12 protein-coding genes are annotated in these 16,441 nt (G+C 48.9%); 2 read left to right on the top strand and 10 right to left on the bottom strand.

Annotation, left to right across the window (positions count from 1 at the left end; genetic code table 11):
• Positions 1-111: 111 nt before the first annotated feature.
• Positions 112-741 carry an OmpA family protein gene (locus tag E1919_RS20245; RefSeq protein WP_162055244.1) on the bottom strand — a complete coding sequence of 210 codons (630 nt, stop codon included), beginning with the start codon at positions 739-741 and terminating at the stop codon, positions 112-114.
• Positions 742-1,657: 916 nt separating this feature from the next.
• Between E1919_RS20245 and E1919_RS20240 the strand changes: the two genes are divergently transcribed.
• Positions 1,658-2,023, top strand: coding sequence for a hypothetical protein (locus E1919_RS20240; protein ID WP_162055243.1), 366 nt, complete (start codon positions 1,658-1,660; stop codon positions 2,021-2,023).
• 264 nt (positions 2,024-2,287) lie between these two features.
• On the opposite strand, the gene E1919_RS28135 is transcribed toward E1919_RS20240, so the two are convergent.
• The gene (locus E1919_RS28135) at positions 2,288-2,488 is read right to left on the bottom strand and encodes a helix-turn-helix domain-containing protein (RefSeq protein ID WP_162055242.1); all 201 of its coding nucleotides are present in this window, start codon (positions 2,486-2,488) and stop codon (positions 2,288-2,290) included.
• 320 nt (positions 2,489-2,808) lie between these two features.
• On the opposite strand from E1919_RS28135, the gene E1919_RS20230 reads away from it, so the two are divergent.
• Positions 2,809-5,427 carry a malectin domain-containing carbohydrate-binding protein gene (locus tag E1919_RS20230; protein WP_162055241.1) on the top strand — a complete coding sequence of 873 codons (2,619 nt, stop codon included), beginning with the start codon at positions 2,809-2,811 and terminating at the stop codon, positions 5,425-5,427.
• Between the two features lie 73 nt (positions 5,428-5,500).
• Here the strand turns inward: E1919_RS20230 and E1919_RS28130 are convergent, their stop codons facing one another.
• From E1919_RS28130 to E1919_RS20195, 8 genes are all read right to left on the bottom strand, one after another.
• Positions 5,501-5,605 (bottom strand): IS3 family transposase, encoded by a 105-nt coding sequence (locus E1919_RS28130; RefSeq protein ID WP_394351797.1) that lies wholly within the window; start codon positions 5,603-5,605, stop codon positions 5,501-5,503.
• Entirely contained in the window at positions 5,605-5,673 is a 69-nt protein-coding gene (locus E1919_RS28125; RefSeq protein ID WP_162055278.1) for a hypothetical protein, read from the bottom strand. Before E1919_RS28125 ends, E1919_RS28130 begins: the two co-directional genes overlap by 1 nt.
• Before the next feature lie 52 nt (positions 5,674-5,725).
• Positions 5,726-5,956, bottom strand: coding sequence for a hypothetical protein (locus E1919_RS28120; protein ID WP_162055277.1), 231 nt, complete (start codon positions 5,954-5,956; stop codon positions 5,726-5,728).
• A 753-nt stretch (positions 5,957-6,709) separates the two neighbouring features.
• Complete coding sequence (katG, locus tag E1919_RS20215; RefSeq protein WP_162055240.1) at positions 6,710-8,965, bottom strand: catalase/peroxidase HPI; 2,256 nt, start codon at positions 8,963-8,965, stop codon at positions 6,710-6,712.
• 381 nt (positions 8,966-9,346) lie between these two features.
• Positions 9,347-10,246: a KPN_02809 family neutral zinc metallopeptidase gene (ypfJ, locus tag E1919_RS20210; RefSeq protein ID WP_162055239.1), complete on the bottom strand. Its 900-nt coding sequence runs from the start codon at positions 10,244-10,246 to the stop codon at positions 9,347-9,349.
• 259 nt (positions 10,247-10,505) lie between these two features.
• On the bottom strand, positions 10,506-14,201 hold the full coding sequence (locus E1919_RS20205; RefSeq protein ID WP_162055238.1) for an ABC transporter permease/M1 family aminopeptidase: 3,696 nt from the start codon (positions 14,199-14,201) through the stop codon (positions 10,506-10,508).
• Positions 14,198-14,434 (bottom strand): P-loop NTPase family protein, encoded by a 237-nt coding sequence (locus E1919_RS20200; RefSeq protein WP_162055237.1) that lies wholly within the window; start codon positions 14,432-14,434, stop codon positions 14,198-14,200. Before E1919_RS20200 ends, E1919_RS20205 begins: the two co-directional genes overlap by 4 nt.
• Before the next feature lie 87 nt (positions 14,435-14,521).
• Entirely contained in the window at positions 14,522-16,423 is a 1,902-nt protein-coding gene (locus E1919_RS20195) for a serine hydrolase domain-containing protein (RefSeq protein WP_162055236.1), read from the bottom strand.
• Between the last annotated feature and the right edge of the window lie 18 nt (positions 16,424-16,441).

Raw genomic sequence — 16,441 nt, 5'->3', positions numbered from 1 at the left:
TAGATAAAAATGAGACCCAAACCGAGTCTCATTTTTATTTATGAAGTACTCCTCCTGAGGGTGTATTAACTGCCTCTGCCGACATGTATTCGGTCTTGGCTTAATAATCCCTTAAAGGGGTAACTGCTCTACTACCACAATTTCCACGCGGCGGTTTTGCTGCCTGCCGCGCGCCGTCTCGTTGGTGGCCTCGTACATGTGCTCCCCAACCGGCACCAGCCGCATGCGGGCTGTGTCCAGCCCGCTGTTCCGCCGTAGCCAGTCCTCTACAGCCCGGGCCCGTTCCCTGGCCAACTGCCTGTTGTAGGCCTCACCTGCCAAAGAGTCCGTGAAACCGTACACCCGAATCATGCCCTCCGTGTTATTCTCCTTCAGGGTCCTTGCAATTTCCTGCAGTTTCTCCTCTCCGCTCGGTCTAATCTCCGCCTCGTCCAGGTCAAACATGATGTCCTCGCCAACGGAATAGATCCTGTAGCCCTCGGCGCCGCGTACCTCTATCTCGGCCGCTTGCAGGGCCGGCTCCACCACTGCAGGCGCGCCGAAGTCAACCTCCTTAAACGCCTCCTCTTCCGTTTCCAGCACGCCTCCCGCCAGGTTTCCGTCATCGTACATTACGGCAGTGTCTTCTGTTGCAATCTCGCGCACCTCGCCTGCGCCGTCCACGTTGTCTTCCCTTACCTCGTTACAGCTGGCCAAAAGACCGGCGGCAGCAAGAAAGGTGATTGTGAAATTTGTCTTCATCTCGTTAGCTTTTGGTTATAAATGATGATAGTATACAAGTGTACGGGCTTGGAGAGACTGTGTTTCTATCAGCTGTCTGCCAGGTAGCAGCAATTTCTTTTCCTTTTGCAACACTGCATGCGTTTTGTATACATGTTTTTGCTATATTCACCCTTTAAATACAAGTGAGCGAACGGCTCCAATGGCGGTAACAGCAGTTTTTTAAATGAGCATGGGGTAGTTTTATGTGATAGAGTAAAGCTAGTACAGGTCAGATGGCTAAAGTACTCCAGGCTGATGGACGATGAGGAATATCAGGAGTATAGAGCGTTATCAGACTTCCTTGAGAAACAGAAACCATTTATTATAAGCATGAGGTCAATAAACTTAATTCTTCATTTGTTATTCTTTTAATTCAACTGCTTGATTATAGTTAAACATCCAAAACCATCCTGTAATATAGCATAGGAAATACTTGTCAGGCAGTTTTCAGCTGATGAAAAACGCTTTCACAAGCTTTTCTTTAGCTACGGCAACGCTGTCTGTCGCTATTATCAGGGAGCCACAGAGCAGCGGTCAATGCGCCAAGACTATGAAGAATGGTTAGAGGAGCTGACGCCAGATATTGCCAGTGTTATGGTTGATGAAGGTTTTGAATAGTGCCTGCATGTACTTAGCTTCACAAGGTCCGCAAATGAGAAGCGAGATCTAGGGCTTGTCAACTATGTACGCGAACTGATGAGGGCTGAGGACTATACTGAGTGCAAGGCTATGACAGAAGTTACTGACAAGCGATTACCCCCATTTAACCAATGCAGGTAATGATGTTAATTAATCTAGCAGGCAAGAAAGCTTCTGAAGGTGAACCACTGCAACCAATAACTTAATTTAACTTTAAAACTAACTCAAATCTTTTCTCCCCCTTTGTTCTTAGTACATGATAAAGGTCAAACACCCGCTGGAGTACCGCAACCAGGAGCAGGAAACCTGCTTTACCAAATCAGCGCCTGAGGCCAGGCGCCTTCATGAACTGATGTACAGCTACAGCAATGCCGCCGCCAGGTATGATCAGGAATTCGGACACATTCCACCCAGTGAGCAGGATTACGAGGAGTGGCTCCAAACGCTACATCCGGCTATAGCCAAAGTAATGGCCGCACAAGGGTTTGCAGGGTGCTGTTTAGAACATGGCTTCATCAGGTTCATGAAGAAGAAGCGCGAACCGGTACTAGAGGCGTATGTGCGGGAATTAATGGGCGAGGAAGAGTATCAGGAACTCAAGAGCCTATCAGGTACTGCTTAGGATTAATAGTTATAGCCATGATTTTCATTAACCAAATGGCAGTTCAAAACTAAGTTTATTATTTTCCCCCACTTTTGTAACAATCATTTGAGTTATATAAGCGTATCGTACTGGCAAAATAAGTCAGCGACAACAGGTACAGGATGTTTCCTTGTGTTACAGAAAAACAAGCCGCTCACGCTAGTAATGTTATGGTGCGGCTTGTGCTGTGATTACTCAGCAATCAAATGTACAGTTATTTGATCAGCATTTCTCCCCTGCCTGTCAGAAGCCAGTGAAGATCCAGTTAGGGAAAACTGCCGAAAGCTTTAACAACCTTTTTACAGTGGGCTTCGTCTTATCACGCTCAATACCAGACATCTGAGTTCTTAACATCCCAAATATAGTGTCAAGGTCTTTCCCGCTAAGCTTCATATGCTTACGGAGGCTCTTGAGACGGCTGCCAAATGTGGTGTAATCATACATATGTAGCTTTTAATAAGTGCTTCAAGTATACATTGCATAGCGTACGCCTTCACTTTCGGAAAGAACCTGAAAGAGCACTCACTATCAAAAGGCTTTATCGCACTTCTCTATACACATTAACCTAATTCATATTAAAAGAACAACGCGCAACCCATCAATATACTAGAATTATGTAGCACTGAACCACTCTACTACTCCAAGTTATAATCCTTCGGCAGCCGACAGCACCTGACTTTCATATATTTAAGCCCCTTTCTGTTTTATTTTAAAACAGAATTCTTTTAAAATAGTATAATATTAGAAGTTTTTCCTTAATAACTATGAAAGAAATAACTACTATTCTGCATCAGAAGCCAATTTCAGGCTTAGCTAACTTCTGCAGCCTATTGCTGCTTTGCCTGTTACTTCTGTCGCCAGATTTTGCCCATGCGCAGTGGACACGTAAGCAAGATGCCTTCAAGAAGAGATCTGAGGTAACAAGTGTCATATACAAAGAAAAACTTTACACTTTTATGGGCTTTGGCACTTTCCCCGAGGTAGAAAGTTCGAGTGAGGTATATGATCCTGTACAGGGCAAATGGACACTTTTGGCTTCTATGCCCGCAGGAAAAACTGTTACGCACCAGGGAGTTGTGCTGATTGATGATAAAGTATGGCATATCGGCGGTAGAGTAGGAACGAATCCTGGTCCCTTGACAAGTGAAATATGGATTTATGACATTACAAATAACAGCTGGCATTCCGGTCCACAATTAATAGACCCTGCCAACGGAAAGCCTTTACTATGGGCTGGAGGCGGGGCAGCATTGGTGGGGCGAAGGTTGCATGTTTTCGGAGGCTTTGTGACTAGTGCCTGTGACAGTGATCAGGATAAGTACCACCTGACGTTGGATATTGATAAATGGCTGAATAGCCCGAAGACAACGCAATGGGAAAATAAGCTGACCCCCATGCCAACAAAGAGGAACCATTTTGGCACCACAGTACTGGGAGGTAAAATATATGCTTTAGGTGGCCAGTTCGGCCATGATTGCGGTGGAGGGTCGGACCAAAAGTACTCCCATATGTATAACCCAATCACAGATACATGGACAAAGTTAACTGATATGCCTACTCCTCGCTCACATATAGAAGGAAGCACTTTTCCGCTTGACGGCAAAATTTACATAGTGGCAGGTCAAGGCACATACGGAGCTAATCAGGACCGGGTAACAATTTTCACTCCGGAAGCTAATGGAGGTCTTGGTTCATGGGCGGATGCTACAGCCTACACCTTACCGAATGAGTATGAGGGAATAGCATCAAAAGTAATTGGCAATACCTTCATTATCTCACATGGTGGTCAAGGAAATAGTACTAATACCCAAAAAACAGCTTACACATCGAGCATTACCCGAAATATCCCTTATAAATTTGGCTTCACAGAAGAATGTTTCACAAGAACGGTAGAGTCTAATCAGAAACTGGTGCTAAAAAACCTGCTTTTTACCTTAGAAAAGGAAAAGCAATATACTTTGTCCTCTAACGCGAAATGGCTTAGTGTTACCAAAAACGCTACTGGAGTCGCTGTGCAATCAGCAGTTGAAGTAGAGGTGACCATAGATGCTACCGGTTTAGATCCAGGCACTTATACAGCCACTGTCACAGCAACGGGTACAGGAGCAGGGCCGTCCTTCTCCGGCGCAGCCTTCTGTGTAAAGTTAACGGTAAGAGGCACTCAAAACGCAGTGCTTGTGAATTCTGGAGGTTCGGGATATACAGATAGTGGAGGCAGGGTATGGGGAGCGGACGCGCATTTCACTGGCGGGGTCACCTCCTCCAAGTCCTTCGATGTTGCCGGCACCACTGATGACCAACTGTACCTGAAGTACAGGTATGCTAAAAACGGCGCCCCCTTCAGCTACAACATCCCGGTAAGCGAGGCAGGCTCCTACACCGTAAAGCTGCACTTCGTGGAGCCTTACTTCAAAGAGTCCGGCGCCCGCAAATTCCATGTCGATGTTGAGGGGCAGCGGGTAATAAGCAACTACGACCTGTGGGCGCAGCAGGGGTATGGCAAGGCGTTGGTAATGACCTTTGATGGCATATCTGTCACGGATGGTACAGCCAACATCCTTCTTACCTCTGTGACAAACAATGCCATCATATCGGGTGTCGAGCTGATAAAGTCTCCCTCAGCGCCTACCTTAGCCTTGAACGTAGGAGGTGCAGAGCACACAGACAGCGAAGGCAGAATTTGGGCGGCAGACGCATATTATTCCAGCGGTGTAACTTCTACCAAATCTTTTGATGTGGCTGGCACTACCAATGATCAGCTCTACCTGAAGTACCGCTTCGCCTCCTCCGGCGCTCCCTTCACCTATAGCATTCCGGTAAGCGAAGCCGGCTCTTATACAGTAAAGCTGCATTTTGTGGAGCCTTACTTTAAGGCGTCTGGTGCCCGAAAATTCAATGTAGACCTTGAAGGGCAGCGGGTAATCAGCAACATAGATCTCTATGCCCAGTATGGCTTTGGCATTGCAGTGGTGCTGACGTATGAAGGGGTTTCTGTCACGGATGGTACGCTCAACATTCTCTTTACTTCCGTCACTGATAATGCTGTAATATCAGGAATAGAAATGAAACAAAATACATCTGCAACTGCAAGCATAATAGCTCAGGAAATGTTTAGAGGGGACACAAGCCTGAAGGTCTATCCAAATCCTAACGCAGGCGACATGCTTTTTGTGGAGGTGTCAGGCCATACCGCAAATGAAGCGATAACTACATCCATATATGATGTAACAGGTCGTGTTATACACGCAGAAGCTAGCATAGCAAATGAGCGAGGGAATTTTCATCTAGAACTACCTTTAGGGAAAAGACTTCAGAAAGGGCTGTACCTTGTACAGACGCAGGGTCTATCGGGAAAGCGCCAAGCCCGGCTAGTAGTACAGTAAGAGTGATCTAACGTCAGATGCACCAGTTCGTATGTTGTCCAGTGGAATTACAATATTTTACATGAGACCTACTTCAGGCAGCCATTGCCTGGTTGCACAGCAGGTTCTCATATTGGCAAGGAGTCATGTAGCCCAGTGCTAAATGTCTCCTTCTCCGGTTGTAGAAACCTCTACGTATTAAAACACGGCCAGTCGGGCCTCCTGTCTGGTGGCAAACTTTTGATGGTAGATCATCTCCGGCTTCATTTTCTTAAAAAACTCTCTGCCACTGCATTATCCCAGCAGTTTCCATTCCTGCTTATGCTCTGCCGCACCGGCATTCCCTCCAACTGCTCTCTGAAGGCACTGCAGGCGTATTGCACGCCCCTCTGTCAAGGTAGTTATCTGCCTCACCATACACGTGGTCAGAGTCGGTGGATTGCAGCCGGTATTTCTTCCGCACGATGCGCTGTATCCGGTGCTTCTGCATCAGGCGGTCCACACGCGGACAAGAAGCGCTGATGCCTTGTTCCTTGAGTTCGGCAGCAATCCTGGAACTGCCGTAGCGGCACTTACTCTGTTCATAGACCTATTTAATCTGCTCCACAAGCTCCTGCTCTTTCCGTTCCCGCAGGCCGACAGGGTGTTGCAGCCAGTGGTAGTAGCCACTGACACTAACCTTGAATACTCTATCTTCTCAACTGGAAACTGATTGCGGTGCTCCTTTCTGAAGCCAATGTATACCGCCTGTCACCCTGGAGAAGATGCTAATGGCTTTTTGACCCGCAGACATGCGTCAGAATCGGATATGTATCACGCTCCAACGTGCCTCCTTCAACTCCTTCTGTAGCCGCTTTATCTCCCTTTGCTCGTCTGTCAGCCCTTCGGTGGGCCGGACTGGCAAGCTGTCCTTCTACCGACACTTGCTCAGCCGGCCGGGGTCTATGCCCAGCTCATCGGCTACTTCTTTTACCGAACCTCAGGCATAGGAGAGGTCAAATATACGTCTATCGATAATAGTCAAATTTAATACTTTCATAAATCTGCCTATCAAAAGCCTCCAGTCAAAGGTAGCAACTCCACCTTCAGTTTAAAGAGAAAACAGCAGGCTCGCCCGCACCGCTATGTAAGCGTAAAAACATAAGAACCTCCTGCTTATGATGGTACATCGGTTATACCACTCAAGCAGGAGGTTCTCCTTATTCATACCTCAACTATACTCCTGGATAATTCCTGTTTCTGAATCTATCTAATTAGCTCTTGATAGGATCATTGAAACCTTGCCACCCAAGAGTTGCTGATTTTACTTTAAGTCAAACCTGTCCAGGTTCATTACCTTATCCCAGGCTTTGATGAAGTCTCTTGTAAATCGCTCTTTTGAATCTGAGCAGGCATACACTTCCGCAATAGCCCGAAGCTCTGAATTTGATCCGAAGATCAGGTCGACCCGGCTACCGGTCCACTTCACTTCCCCGGTTCTGCGATCACGACCTTCAAATTCATTATCAGCTTCAGAAGTCGCCTTCCAGGTGGTGCCCATATCTAGCAGGTTTACAAAGAAGTCGTTTGTAAGTGCTTCCGGTTGATTTGTGAACACGCCGCGCTCAGACCGATCGTAATTGGTGTTCAGCACACGCATCCCGCCTACCAGCACTGTTAATTCAGGGGCAGTAAGGCTCATCAGCTGTGCCCGGTCAATCAGCATCTCCTCTGTTGAGGCAGAAACATTGTCCCGGTTCCTGTAATAGTTGCGGAACCCGTCTGCGTTCGGCTCAAGGACAGCGAAAGCATCCCAATCAGTTTGCTCCTGGGAAGCATCGGCACGTCCGGGTGTAAACGGCACTTTCACCTCCTGACCACCATTTCTGGCTGCCTGTTCAACGCCGGCACAACCTCCCAGTATAATCAGATCAGCCATGGAAACTTGTTTGCCATCGCCCTGTGCACTGTTAAACTCCTGCTGGATGCCTTCATATTGCTGAAGCACCTTTTCCAGCTCAGCCGGGTTATTCACCTCCCAGTTCTTCTGCGGCTCCAGGCGGATTCGTCCGCCGTTCGCGCCTCCCCTCTTATCAGAATCACGATAAGTAGCGGCAGAAGCCCAGGCAGTAGAAACCAGCTGAGAGACAGAAAGCCCGGAGTCCAGTATTTTGTTTTTTAAAGCACTGATATCCTGCTCGTTTACCAGTTCATGTGTGACGGCCGGTATAGGATCCTGCCAGATCAGTTCTTCCGCAGGCACTTCCGGACCCAGGTAGCGCGAAAGAGGGCCCATATCGCGGTGCGTCAGTTTATACCATGCCAAGGCAAAGGCATCGGCAAACTCATCCGGATTCTCCAGGAAGTGCCTAGAAACTTTTTCATATGCTGGATCCATTCGCAGCGCAACATCGGTGGTCAACATAAAAGGCGCATGCTTTTTCGATGGGTCGTGTGCGTCTGGCACAGTACCTTCGCCTGCCCCACCCTTCGGCTTCCACTGTTGGGCCCCCGCCGGGCTCTTGGAAAGTTCCCACTCAAACCCGAACAGGTTCTCGAAAAAGTTATTGCTCCACGTGGTAGGGGTGGTGGTCCAGGCACCCTCTAGGCCGCTGGTGATGGTATAGCCTGCGTTACCGGTGCCGAAGGTGTTTCTCCAGCCAAGTCCCATCTCCTCAATGCCGGCGCCTGCAGGTTCTGTGCCTACAAATTCCCGCGGATCGCCAGCTCCGTGCGTTTTACCAAAGGTATGCCCGCCCGCAATCAGGGCAACGGTTTCATAGTCATTCATGGCCATCCGGCCGAAGGTCTCGCGGATGTCGTGGGCTGCCGCAATCGGATCAGGGTTGCCATTCGGACCTTCCGGGTTCACGTAAATAAGCCCCATGTGCGAGGCTGCCAGCGGACTTTCTAGCACGCCGCCTGCGTGGCGCTCCTTGTTTCCCAACCACTCTCCTTCTGAGCCCCAGTAGATATCCTCCTCCGGCTCCCAGACGTCTTCTCTTCCTCCGCCAAAGCCAAACGTTTTAAGCCCCATGGATTCGAGGGCGCAGTTCCCGGCCAGAATCATCAGGTCGGCCCATGATATTTTCTTTCCGTACTTCTGCTTTATTGGCCAAAGCAGCAAGCGTGCCTTGTCCAGGTTGGCATTATCCGGCCAGCTGTTGAGGGGGGCAAAGCGCTGAGAGCCAGAGCTGGCTCCTCCCCGCCCGTCGGCAATACGGTAGGTACCCGCACTATGCCAGGCCATGCGGATAAAGAGCGGGCCATAGTGCCCGTAATCTGCAGGCCACCACTCCTGAGAATCCGTCATCAGGTTAAAAAGGTCCTGCTTCACAGCCTTCAGATCAAGGTTTTTAAACTCGTCTGCATAATTAAACTCCTCCCCCATAGGATCAGACTTAGAAGAATGCTGATGTAGTATCCGAAGGTTTAGCATATTTGGCCACCAGTCGCGGTTAGACCTTCCACTACCTGCCGTAAAGTTAACAGCACCACCCATAAAAGGGCATCTTCTAGACTCGTTGGTATCCCACACAGGGGTGTTAGGAGCTACATGTCTGTCTTTCTTATGTTCCATAGTTTTCATGATAAAAGTTAAAAATAGATATGCTTTTTTGAAATTATGCATCTGATTCTTAATAAAGATACCTATTCACAGACCTGTAAACAAATCCTCTGTAATTCGAAATATCTATAGCTTTATAGCGAAAATCTATAAAGCTTGTTTTCTTATCAATTTGGCGGATTTATAATTAAAGGGTATATACATCTTTTTAACAAGTTCAAACGCCAGTACCCCAGATAAGAAGGATGAGAGTCTGTGCTAATCACCAGGCAAGGCCACGGAGGTGGCGTGCAATGAACTTGCCAATACCTTTAAAATGCAAAAGTAAAAGCCCCTCCATTTCCGGAGAGGCTTTTACTTTTGCTACTGGTATATAGCTGTTAAGCTGTTAATCTATAACTCGGCGGCGTTGAAGGTATCGCCCTGGGACACATCGCCTGTCTCGAAGCCTTTTCTAAACCAGCGGACTCTTTGGGCAGAGGTGCCGTGTGTGAAGGAGTCTGGCACCACTCTTCCTGTGGATTGCTTTTGAAGACGGTCATCGCCGATGGCACTTGCTGCATTCAGGGCTTCTTCCAGGTCGCCGGGCTCCAAAAATCCTGTTGATCTTTGGGTATGATGTGCCCACACACCGGCATAGAAATCCGCCTGTAGCTCTACTTTTACCATGAGTTTGTTAAATTCTACTTCGGATAGTTTGCCCCGCATGGCGTTTACCTGCTCCATGGTACCCGTTAGGTTCTGCACATGGTGCCCCACCTCATGGCCAACCACATAGGCCTGTGCAAAGTCTCCTGCAGCACCCAACTTGCGTTCCATCTCGCCAAAAAAGCTTAGATCGATGTACAGTTTTTCATCGCCGGGGCAGTAAAAAGGTCCTGAAGCAGAGGAAGCTGAACCACAGGCGGAGCTTACCTGCCCCGAAAACAGCACCAAGGTGGGTTCTCTGTACCCTTCTATCATCTTGTTCCAGACATCTTCGGTATCTGCCAGCACCACGGCCGTCTGTTCAGCCAGCGCCTGCTCTTCCGGGCTTGGCTGGTAATTGGTTGACTGTGTGTATTGCGGTTCGCCGCCCACAAACTGCTGCAGCAGCGCTATGGGGTTGGTTCCTGTCAGGAACATCAGCGCCACCAGCACCGCCACAATAATCAGCCCCACTTTTGAAAAAAGTAGCCGGAACAAAGGTATAAGCAGCATTGGACTGATGCCTCTGCCTCCTCCAAAGCCGCCTGCTGATTGTCCTCTACGGTCTTCTATGTTGCCGCTTTTTCTTCTGCCTTGCCATTTCATAAGTACCGTTTCAAAAAAGTGAATGATAGTATAGTTTGCATGTTATCCGCCTTGCCACCGAAAGTCTATACCTATATCCGAACAGTAGGCAGCTTCACTTGGATGCACGCAACTTATACGAAATACCTACACCGATGTGCTGATGAGCTGTATCTCCTTGTCTTGATGTTGTTTGATTTGTCTTTTTTAAAGTACAAAACCAGCGGGTGGGTTAGAACCATAATTGGCAAACACCTATTTGGTACCGAGCAACTTACCTTTAGATCAGATCAGGCTCCTCTTCCGCTTCGTCCACCCCCTCAACCTCCACCTTTCTGGTGTTATTGTGTAAATCCAAATCAATCAGCAGGTGATTCGGATCAATGCCGGCACGCCCGGGCTGTTCTGATACATGGAGGATAATCGTCTGCTTGCCCGAGCCAATGCGATGCTTCTGAAGGTAGAGTACTTTTGCCGATGACTCGCCTGCTGCACGCGGCGCGTAGACGCCGATCTCTACCCAATCCTGCATAGGTATGTTTGTCTCTGCTCCGATGCTGTCGACTGTCACCTTTCGAGTTTCCACCTCCAGTGTTACCTGCCAGTTACCTGCTTCGGTCTGCTTTGCCGTGACCTGCTTCGTCTCGAGCTCCCAGAACGTGTTGGCGGCGAAGAGATCATGCACCAGGTATTGAAGAGAGTCTGGCGTCACTGCCTGCAGCTCCCTGTAAAAGTCGAGCGTCGTTGGCAAGGGAGGGCTTGGCGTATAGTCTCGAAGCATCCGCCGGAGTGCATTGTTTACACTGTCCTTCCCAATGTAATTCCGAAGTGCGAAGAGCGCGAAAGGCCCCTTGCGGTAATTCATAAACCTGTTGTTGGCCCGTAGTAAGGGAGGAGCCGCCTTAGAGTGAGGCACCTCATACTCGTGTCGCATCTGTGACAAATAAAGGAGCAGGTGATCGTAGCCCAGCGTTTCCTCCACCACTTGCATGGCAGAATATGTGGCAAAGCTTTCGACGAGTAAACCGGCTCCCTCCACTGCGGCGGGAGAAAGGTAGATACCCCACCACTGGTGCGCCACTTCGTGCGCCATGATGTGGTACGGGAGGTCTAGGCTACCTGGCGCCCGGTTCATCAGGGAGTACCCGCTCGGATAGTCAATCGTCATAGCCTCGGCATGCATTCCGCGGCCAGGCCCTGGTCGCTCCAGCACCCGGAAATGACTGTACGGGTAAGGTCCAAACTCCTGCGTGTAGTATGCCAGCGAAGCTTGTGCACTTTTTACCATGCGCTCCACGTTGATGTCATGGGCGGGATGATAAAAGATTTGGATGGCAACAGGTTTCCCTGTGTTGTCACCGTGACCGGAAAACGCAGCGGCTTGCCCTGAGCGGGGAGAACGCGGCACCCACTGTGCCTCACGTACGGCATACTTGGCCGAGAAAAAAGCATACTCGTTATGAATGGGTGCAGTGGTAGCATAATGAAAATACTGGCGGTCTCCTTTCGTCCAGGTACGACGTAGAGCGCCTGGCGCAACAGCAATCTGGTCCTTTGTGGTGCCCACAACAGCTTCAAAGTCCATCTGCTCCGCATGACGGGCGTCGTTGCGTGCTGCCACATCGTACAGAGAAGGCCTCTCCGGACGCGGAGGAAGCCCATACGTGGAGCGGTCACGCGCATCGCGCAGTCTCCGGTCATCATTATAGCCAATAACCGGCATCCAGTCGCTTTTAATATGAGAACCATTCTCAACCACAGAGGCGCCTACTCCATCGTTGCTGAAACCGCGCGATTCTATTTGAATTTTAAAGCTCATTAGCAGGGAGTCACCTGGCTCAAGCCTTTTTTTTAAAGTATAAATCCGGTAACCGAGATGTTCATCAAGCACCACCGGGGTAGCCGCCCGGTCAAAGGAAATCCCTGTAATTGCGAGGTGCGGTACGGTAGAAAAGTGGATGGAGTCGATGGCAACTTCGCCTCTATTTACGAGATGATACGTGGCCTCTATATCAGCTGCATAATCATCTGGGTAGATTTCCACCTTTAACCTGGTGCGAGTCAGTGCTGGCTGCAGTGTGTTTTCATACTGCCCATACCGTCGCTCGTACTCCGCGCGCATCTCCATTCTGTCAGCGGTGCTTGTAAACTTGTTCAGCACGTTGGTGTTGTAGAATATAAAACCACCCGATACAAGAACAAGCGCCAGGGCTGTGAATAAAGCTCTTTTATGCTTTGCAAACCGGTGCTGTGCCAGGTGAAACCGCGTGGCAAGGCCGCCTTCTTTGCTTCGCACCCAAAACAAAATTGCTAGCACGGAGAGTAAGAAAGCCCAGGAGGCCCAGTAGAACTTAAACCACAACCAGGGCGTGATAAATGGACCGAAGCCGCTCATGTCACTGTAAGACCATCCCGTATCAGAGGCATATACCAGCATGTTGTGCTCTACCCCTATCATTGAGGAAAAAAGGATAAAACCATACGCGCAGAAGGCTACCATGTGCCCGATGTACTTTTGGTTCACCAGAACATGAATCACAAAGACGAGCAGGGCGAAGAGAAGGTAGTTCGTGAGTTGCATCCCGAAGAGCGCCTTCATGTATACATCTATCTCGAACTGGTGGTAGTCCATAACGAGTTGGTTGATTATCCCGGCCACCATCAGAAAAGCGACCCAAGCGGTGATAGTGAGTGCGAGCCCGATGAATTTACCGAGGAACATGACCCACTCTGGCACTGGCGTGGTGTCCGAAAGTACATTCAGACCTGCTTCGCGCTCGCGCCAGACGAGTTCGCCGGCGTAAAAGATGGTGAGCAAGGGGAAAATGATCCACTGTGTCCGGTAGTTACTCAGGGGTGGCGTCAAGACTCTTAAAACTTCCTCGGTTCGGGCAAGCAGCGGAACACCGTAAAATTCCATATACTCGGTCGCGAACAGACCAGATCCTATAGCTAATACCGCTACAAGAGTAAGCCCGGCCCAGCTTTTTGCAACTGCCCAAAACGACGTCCCCGCGAGGGTGAGTACCTGGCGCACATACGTTGCCCATACAAAATTACGCGTGAAGTGCGGCACTTTAGCTGGACTGGTCGCAATGTTGCGGGTATGAAACGCGTCCGGTGCAGCCTGCGCGGCAGTTTGCGCCGTATTTGACCGGCGCCTGAAAATACTCCACCTCTTGACATTCGTAACATGGGTATATTGAAAACCGAAGTAAGTAAACGCAAGCGCACCTGCAGCAATGCAAAACCACATGACGCGGTTCCAGAGCCATGTACCTTGCAGCAGGATCAACCGCGTATTCTTGTCGATCGGCGTCCAGCCTTCCATTTCCGCAATAATGCTGGTGCCCAGGAGGTCCATCAGGCTACCCAGTACCTTCCACTCCAGCATGAACCGCACCGTTGTGCCGCCGAACTGGGAAAAAATAATGATGGCAATGCTGGCAATATAGCTGGCAATGGCCCGGCCGCTCCATGCCGCGAACGTAAACTGGATGGCCGTAGTAGCGATGACCGTAGGCAGTGCCAGAAAACCAAAGTTGGTTAGATAAGACGCGAGACGGAATGAACCGATAAACTGCGTCTTTGCACCGGGACCATAAAAGGAGAGGAGCATTCCGGCGTAAAGTATCAGCATAAGTAAAGCATTAAGTACCAATGCCGCCAGGAATCGCGCTCCCAGATAGCTAATCTTGGGAACTTGCGTAGTATAAGTAAGTGGATGCATATGCGTCTGCATGTCCCGGGTAGCAGCATCACCGGCAACCACCCCTCCTATCACCACCCATATCGCGCTGCCGAAGACCGTAAAGAAGGCGATCGTGCCCGGCGCATTCAGGTGCGTTTCGTCGGTAAGCGTGACCATTCTCAGGATAGTGAAACCGAACAATAGGAAGACAGCAAACAGGAACCAGGTTGAAACATGGCGTAACTGGTAGGAAAACTCATATTGTAAAATTGTCCGGAACTTCATGGCGTCACCTCCTTCTTCTGGTTGTCGCTGTAGTAGATTACCATACTGCTGCAGTATAATTTATCCAGATCCGGCTCCTGCAGTGTGGCCAGCATCGGCGTCGACATAGACTTGCCAGCCCCCTTAGGGACAAGCAGGGCGAACATACCTTTGGGGATGGTGAGCATGACATCCTTTGGTGCCTGAACACCCTTTGGGTGTTTTCTGTAGATTTTCGTGATTTGTAGTTCCATCTTTTGATTCCACGCGAATGGGATAGTTTTATTTATTTAAAAAATGAAGCAAGTTTGGAGGTCGGAGCACTGGAATTGATTTCCACCCTATGCCCAGGTCCGAAGGCCTATGACACCATGCCATAACAAGTAAAAAGCAACGAGTAAGTGTAGTCCAGACAAGAAAGTAGCAGGAAGAAATATAGATCTTTTGATGCCTTTATTTCGAAACCTGATTACTATGACAACAGAGAAAACCGCAGCAGCAAAAAACCCTAGTGTTGCAAGCATGATGGATAATGAAAGGATATTGGGTTTAGCTAAAAGCCCTGTTCCGTCCATTGCGCCAGCAGCAAAGAGCACAAGAGCGGACATCAAAAATGCCACCGGCAGTAGAGACCAAACCCTGATCAGCACATTAGCGCCACCGGGTATCCTGCCTTTCCAGTAGCGATAACCCCAAAAGGGTACTAATACAGAAGCTTGAATAACAAGAATTACCCAAAGCATGAGCACTGCTATTCTCCCGAATAATATTGCTCCGGGAATTGCGCCAAGGGTAACCGTTCCGCTTTCCTTCCCAGCCAGTTCCAAAACCTCCCCCTCCAGCGGATCAGTGACAATGACAAAATCTGGTCTACCTGTATGTAGATTGTGGTAAAAGCCATTACCAGCAGGAACAAACTTCACTGTTTCTCCCAAAAAAGCAGGAAGCTGGCTGTATATGGTGTCTCCCTCTGTCCAAATGCGCTCTGCCGTTAAGGGTGGCAAATAAAAAGGCAAGCTGTTTCTTGGATTTATAGCTTGGTAATAGCCGTTTAATGGACGTGCAATACCTTTGAATTCAGAAGAAGAAAATGTCTTTTCGGGCTTTGGCAGATGATGTGTCTGATAGTCCCTGATAAGACCTGAAATCTTACGGATAACCTCAGGCTTGCCGGCATTTATCTGAACGGAGTAGCCTACACCATAATCCGGCAGATAGGAGAAATCAGAAACGCCTCCACCTATCCCGCCTCCATGCTTGTAATAGGTGAAACCATTATGGTCAGAAGTATAGAGGCCTAAGCCATACCCGTATTTCAATCCCGCCTTAGCGCCTAAGGTCGTCGAAGGAGTTTCCATCCTTTTTAAGGCGCTTTCCGATATCAGCTGTGTGGCGTTCACCCTTCCTCTTTGGACAAAAAGCTGAAGCATTCTGGCCATATCTTTTGGAGATGCGTTAATAGCTCCCGAAGGCCGCATGATGATGTGCCAGTATTCCTGCGGATACTCTTCTTTGTATAAGGTGGCTCCTTTCTGCTTATAATCTTCCGAAAGAAAATAAGTCATGGTCTCCATACCCATAGGAGATAAAAAATTCTCCTGGATATAAGCCTCATAGGTTTGACCTGTAGTTTTCTCCACGATGTAGGCAGCCACTGCAGGGCCTGAGTTAGCATAGGCCATTCTTGTGCCCGGTACCCACCTGGAAATTCTGGAATGAGGGTGATAAGCCAGTCCTTCTTTCAGTGGTTTAAGTTCAGGGTCATTTGAAGTGAATTCTGGTAGATGTATGTCGTCCCAGCCTGTGGTATGCTCCAGGAGATGCTCCACAAGGATGGGGTTTGTGTCTTCCCAAGGATTTGCAAACTCAATTTCAGGCACCAAGTCTTTGACACGGTCCTTCAGGCTTAACTTTCCCTGCTCCTGTAGTTTTAAGATCGCTAGCGCAACAAAGACTTTGGAGGTAGATCCAATTCTGAACATGGTTTCCTCGTCAGCAGGAACATTTTTTTCCCGATCAGCTATCCCAATTCCTTCAATCCATACCGGCCCTTCACTATCTACCAAGGCTATACCGGCAGCAGGAGTGCCTGTTTCCGCTAACACCTCGAGGATAGCTTTTCTTAGTTCTTCAACTGTTTTAGGCTTTTGAATTATATCAACCTCCTGACCGTAAACACCTGCGGAAAATGCTGTAAACAGCAGTACTAATGAATAGATTCTAATGAACTTGGACTGTTTCATATACTATTTAGAGTTGAT

Source organism: Pontibacter pamirensis, from assembly GCF_010015475.1.
Classification (GTDB): Bacteria; Bacteroidota; Bacteroidia; order Cytophagales; family Hymenobacteraceae; genus Pontibacter; species Pontibacter pamirensis.
The sequence above is the reverse complement of the archived record's forward strand: the minus strand, read 5'-3'. Positions and strand labels throughout refer to the sequence as shown.